The organism is Streptococcus sp. HMSC057G03 (genome assembly GCF_001808745.1).
Classification (GTDB): domain Bacteria; phylum Bacillota; class Bacilli; order Lactobacillales; family Streptococcaceae; genus Streptococcus; species Streptococcus parasanguinis_Z.
Genome location: NZ_KV794418.1, coordinates 189,457 through 194,541, shown reverse-complemented (window position 1 = coordinate 194,541; position 5,085 = coordinate 189,457). Strand labels below are relative to the sequence as shown.

The following is a 5,085-nucleotide window of genomic DNA, read 5'->3' as shown; positions in this document are numbered from 1 at the left end:
ATTACCGATTTCTGTCCCACTCTCTTTTTTTCGAAAGACCTTCCGTAATTTGGCTAAAAATAGTAGAATAGAAGAAGTGAATCATCGAGAAAATGGGAGTTGTTATGAATTGGTTTCAATCGCAATACGTGGTCTTACAGGCCTTTCTCGCAGGATTGTTTACATGGGGCTGTACCATTGTCGGGTCAGCCATCGTTTTTTTCTTTAAGCATATCAGTCGTAAGTTACTGGACATCATGATGGGCTTTGCGGCAGGGGTCATGATTGCGGCGTCATTTTGGTCCCTCTTGCAACCGTCGATTTAGTATGTGGAAAACTCTCTTATGGGAGCTTGTCTTGGTTGCCAGCGGCCATCGGTTTTTTAGCTGGAGGTTTTTTCCTCCGTTTGATCGACGCCATCGTCCCTCTCCTTCATATGACGAAGGAGATTGATGAGGCTGAGAGTATCCATACGCCGCGGGAGAAGAAGTTGTCTAAAACAATCCTCCTTTTTCTCGCCATTACCATTCATAATTTTCCAGAAGGCTTAGCAGTCGGAGTAGCCTTTGGAGCTCTGGCTAGCAATCCAAGTCCAGAAGCCTTTATCGGGGCGGTTGGCCTGGCCATTGGGATTGGCTTGCAAAATATCCCAGAAGGGGCTGCTCTTTCAATCCCAATCCGGACGGATGGAAAATCCCGTCTCAATGCCTTTTATTGGGGATCTATGTCAGCCATCGTCGAGCCCATCGGAGCCCTGCTAGGGGCAGTTGCCGTCTTATCCATGACAGCCATCTTGCCTTACGCCCTCTCTTTTGTAGCAGGTGCGATGATCTTCGTAGTGGTTGAAGAGTTGATCCCAGATTCCCAGACCAATGGCAACACAGATGTGGCGACCTTAGGCCTCATGGTTGGCTTTGTCATTATGATGATTCTAGACGTCGCTTTGGGATAACCTGTCATCACCTTGTAACACAAATGCAAGGTGACTTTTTTATATAAACATGATAAAATAAGGGTAATGACTACGTAGAAAGGCCTAACATTATGAAAGGTATTATTTTAGCAGGGGGCTCAGGAACTCGCTTGTATCCATTGACACGTGCGGCTTCTAAGCAGTTGATGCCCATTTATGACAAACCAATGATCTACTATCCGCTGTCAACCCTTATGTTGGCTGGGATCAAAGATATCCTGATCATCTCAACACCTCAAGACCTTCCTCGTTTTGAAGAGCTTCTTGGAGATGGCTCTGAGCTAGGAATTTCTCTCTCTTATGCAGAGCAACCAAGTCCAGATGGTTTGGCGCAAGCCTTTATCATTGGAGAAGACTTTATTGGGGACGATCACGTTGCCCTCATCCTTGGGGACAATATCTTCCACGGAAATGGCTTAACCAAGATGTTGCAACGGGCAGAAGCCAAAGAAAAAGGAGCGACTGTCTTTGGTTACCAAGTCAAAGATCCAGAACGCTTTGGTGTGGTAGAGTTTGACGCGGATATGAACGCTATCTCTATCGAAGAAAAACCAGAACATCCAAAATCCAACTTTGCAGTGACCGGACTTTACTTCTATGACAATGATGTGGTAGAAATTGCCAAAAACATCAAACCAAGCCCTCGTGGAGAGCTTGAAATCACTGATGTTAACAAGGCCTATTTGGAGCGTGGAGATCTCTCTGTTGAGCTCATGGGCCGTGGCTTTGCATGGTTGGATACTGGAACTCACGAAAGTCTCTTGCAAGCATCTCAATATATCGAAACTGTTCAACGCTTGCAAAATGTCCAAGTGGCTAACCTTGAGGAAATTGCCTATCGCATGGGTTATATCACTAAAGAACAAGTCCATGAATTAGCGCAATCATTGAAGAAAAACGAATACGGACAATACTTGCTCCGTTTGATTGGAGAAGCATAATGACGGAACAATTTTTTGATAAAGAATTAGCAGCCCGCAAAATTGAAGCCATCCCAGGCTTGATGGAGTTTGATATTCCAGTGCGCGGGGATAACCGTGGTTGGTTTAAAGAAAACTTCCAAAAAGAGAAAATGCTTCCCCTTGGATTCCCTGAAAGCTTCTTTGCAGAAGGCAAGTTGCAAAACAATATTTCATTCTCTCGTAAGAATGTTTTGCGTGGCTTGCATGCAGAGCCTTGGGACAAGTACATCTCTGTAGCAGATGAAGGAAAGGTTCTTGGAACTTGGGTAGACCTTCGTGAAGGCGATAGCTTTGGGAACACCTACCAAACTGTGATCGATGCTTCAAAAGGAATCTTTGTTCCTCGTGGTGTAGCCAATGGGTTCCAAGTTTTGACAGACAAAGTTGCCTATACATACTTAGTCAACGATTACTGGGCACTGGAACTTAAACCAAAATATGCTTTTGTCAACTACGCAGACCCAAGCCTAGACATCCAATGGGAAAACTTGGAAGAAGCAGAAGTCTCAGAAGCTGACAAAAATCACCCATTGCTCAAAGATGTCAAACCCCTAAAAGCAGAAGATTTGTAGAATATAAATCTTAAAACAATCAAGAACATCATTATATAGTTTTTAGCTTTGCTATAAACGAGCGAAGCGAGCTATATGCTTAGCTTTCCGCCGTGAGAAAAGCACCTGAACCATTGTGTTTCAGGTGCTCGGAAGTTTTGAGACACTAGGCTCAAAACTTAGTCATGGAACTTCTTCGAAGTTCGCTGACGTCCGTACTCACCTAAGGAAAGCTAAAAAAAGATTGATTTAAGGAACAATCAAAACTAAAAATTATTTGGAGAAAAAATGTCAGAATATAAACATATCATCGTAACCGGTGGAGCTGGTTTCATCGGTTCAAACTTCGTACACTATGTCTACAACAACCATCCAGACGTGCATGTGACTGTCCTTGATAAACTTACTTATGCTGGAAACCGTGCCAATATCGAAGAAATCCTTGGAGATCGTGTTGAGTTGGTGGTGGGAGACATCGCTGATGCTGAATTAGTTGACAAATTGGCTGCCAAGGCTGATGCGATTGTTCACTATGCGGCTGAAAGCCACAATGACAACTCCCTCAAAGACCCATCTCCATTTATCTACACAAACTTTGTTGGAACATACACACTCTTGGAAGCGGCTCGTAAATACGACATTCGTTTCCACCACGTGTCAACAGACGAAGTGTATGGAGACCTTCCATTGCGCGAAGATCTTCCTGGACATGGGGAAGGTCCTGGTGAAAAATTCACTGCTGAAACAAAATACAACCCATCATCACCTTATTCATCAACCAAGGCTGCTTCAGACTTGATCGTGAAGGCTTGGGTTCGTTCCTTTGGTGTTAAAGCAACGATTTCTAACTGTTCAAACAACTACGGGCCATACCAACACATCGAAAAATTCATCCCACGTCAAATCACCAATATCTTGTCTGGCATCAAGCCAAAACTTTATGGTGAAGGGAAGAACGTCCGTGACTGGATCCACACCAACGACCACTCAACTGGTGTTTGGGCTATCCTCACTAAAGGCCGTATTGGTGAAACTTACCTGATCGGTGCCGATGGTGAAAAGAATAACAAAGAAGTGCTGGAGTTGATCCTTGAAAAAATGGGTCAACCAAAAGACGCCTACGACCGTGTAACAGACCGTGCTGGTCACGATTTGCGTTATGCCATCGATTCAACCAAATTGCGTGAAGAATTAGGTTGGGAACCACAATTCACAAACTTTGAAGCAGGTTTGGAAGATACCATCAAGTGGTACACAGACCACCAAGACTGGTGGAAGGCTGAAAAAGAAGCTGTAGAAGCCAACTACGCGAAAACACAAAAAGTTTTGAAATAATGAAGAAGGTCCAAGTGGAAAATCACTTGGACTTTTTTCAGATATTTTTCTGAAAATCAAAAAATTAACCATTGATTTGTGGTATAATATGGTTAGTTTTTATGATGAATCAATAAGGGGGATATGATGAATCAAAACGATTGGGTTGAATACTTTGAAGCGGTCAATGGTCGCAAGCCAAGTATGCAAGAATTTCAAGAAGCGCGTGAAAAAGGGGAGTTTGTCGTAGAGCGAAAAGAAGCGCCGACTCCAGCAACTGAGGCACCAGCTCCAGCAACTGAAGCGCAGGCTCCTATTCAGGAAGCACCTAACGCACCTCTTTCACAAGAGCAGACAGCTGTTGTCCAACCGCAGCCATCGGCGAAAACCTTACAACCTGTTCCAAGACCGAAAAAATTGACATTTTCTTTCAATAAACAAGCCCAAATTGGGGCTGCAGTTGCGGGACTTGTCGCAGTGATTGCCTTTGCTTGGTTCTTTTTCTTTTCAGGTGGACCAAGTCTAGATGGTGTTTGGTTGAGAAATACGGATTCTAGTCCGATCACTTATGAACTAAGTGGAAAGAAACAAAAAGTCAATGGTAGCGAGACCATCAAAAAGGTTCTCAAGGGCAATGAAGCGAAAAAAGAATTTAATACCGCACTTTCTTTGTTAAATGCAACAGACTTGCATTCACTTGCGGATGTCGATAAGAAATTTAACCTGAAGACGACAGAAATAGTTGTGATTAAGTCTGGTGGGAACACACGCTATAACTTGCTCCAAAAAGATGGAAGCAATATTATTTTAAGAAATGATTTATTCGACTTGAAAACTTATAAATCATACGAAGGAAACTTTGAAGATAATTTGGTCTATCACAAGGTTGAAACACCAAAGGCCATGGTTGGAAAATGGAAGAATGTGACAGAAGGAGATAATACAACTGTTCAGATTTCAGATCACGGAATTATTAGTGATAAGTATTCCGATAGCAAGGCTTACGCATTCTATTCTCTAGCTGATTCAGAAAAGTATGATGGAGATACGACTTCTAAAGAAGAGATCGAACACACATTTGACGTAATTCAAGAAGCGGTGAAATCACAAGGCTATCAAGTGAAGAGTGCTAAGGAAGTCTATATACAAGCTAATTCAAATTATTGTTTCGTACCTGTCAACGGTGGAAAAAATATACTCGTCTTACGTGGTGGTAATGAATTTGCTGCTAAATTAGAAAAAGTGAAATAATGAAAGGACCGCAAGGTCCTTTTAGATTGAAGACAAAGTCATCTTAGAAACTTTC

General features: G+C 42.7%; 4 protein-coding genes and 1 pseudogene. All 5 read left to right on the top strand.

From position 1 onward, the window contains the following. Positions 1–104: 104 nt before the first annotated feature. The 5 genes and pseudogenes from HMPREF2686_RS02935 to HMPREF2686_RS02915 all read left to right on the top strand — a co-directional run bounded on the left by HMPREF2686_RS02935 (position 105) and on the right by HMPREF2686_RS02915 (position 5,030). Positions 105–931: pseudogene (locus tag HMPREF2686_RS02935) on the top strand (ZIP family metal transporter). A 92-nt stretch (positions 932–1,023) separates the two neighbouring features. After that, the gene (rfbA, locus tag HMPREF2686_RS02930) at positions 1,024–1,893 is read left to right on the top strand and encodes a glucose-1-phosphate thymidylyltransferase RfbA (protein WP_003002772.1); all 870 of its coding nucleotides are present in this window, start codon (positions 1,024–1,026) and stop codon (positions 1,891–1,893) included. Next, entirely contained in the window at positions 1,893–2,486 is a 594-nt protein-coding gene (locus tag HMPREF2686_RS02925) for a dTDP-4-dehydrorhamnose 3,5-epimerase family protein (protein ID WP_023918495.1), read from the top strand. Before rfbA ends, HMPREF2686_RS02925 begins: the two co-directional genes overlap by 1 nt. Positions 2,487–2,753: 267 nt before the next feature. Further along, positions 2,754–3,800 carry a dTDP-glucose 4,6-dehydratase gene (rfbB, locus tag HMPREF2686_RS02920; protein ID WP_003002700.1) on the top strand — a complete coding sequence of 349 codons (1,047 nt, stop codon included), beginning with the start codon at positions 2,754–2,756 and terminating at the stop codon, positions 3,798–3,800. Between the two features lie 126 nt (positions 3,801–3,926). Beyond that, positions 3,927–5,030: a hypothetical protein gene (locus HMPREF2686_RS02915; protein WP_070449144.1), complete on the top strand. Its 1,104-nt coding sequence runs from the start codon at positions 3,927–3,929 to the stop codon at positions 5,028–5,030. Positions 5,031–5,085: the final 55 nt, after the last annotated feature.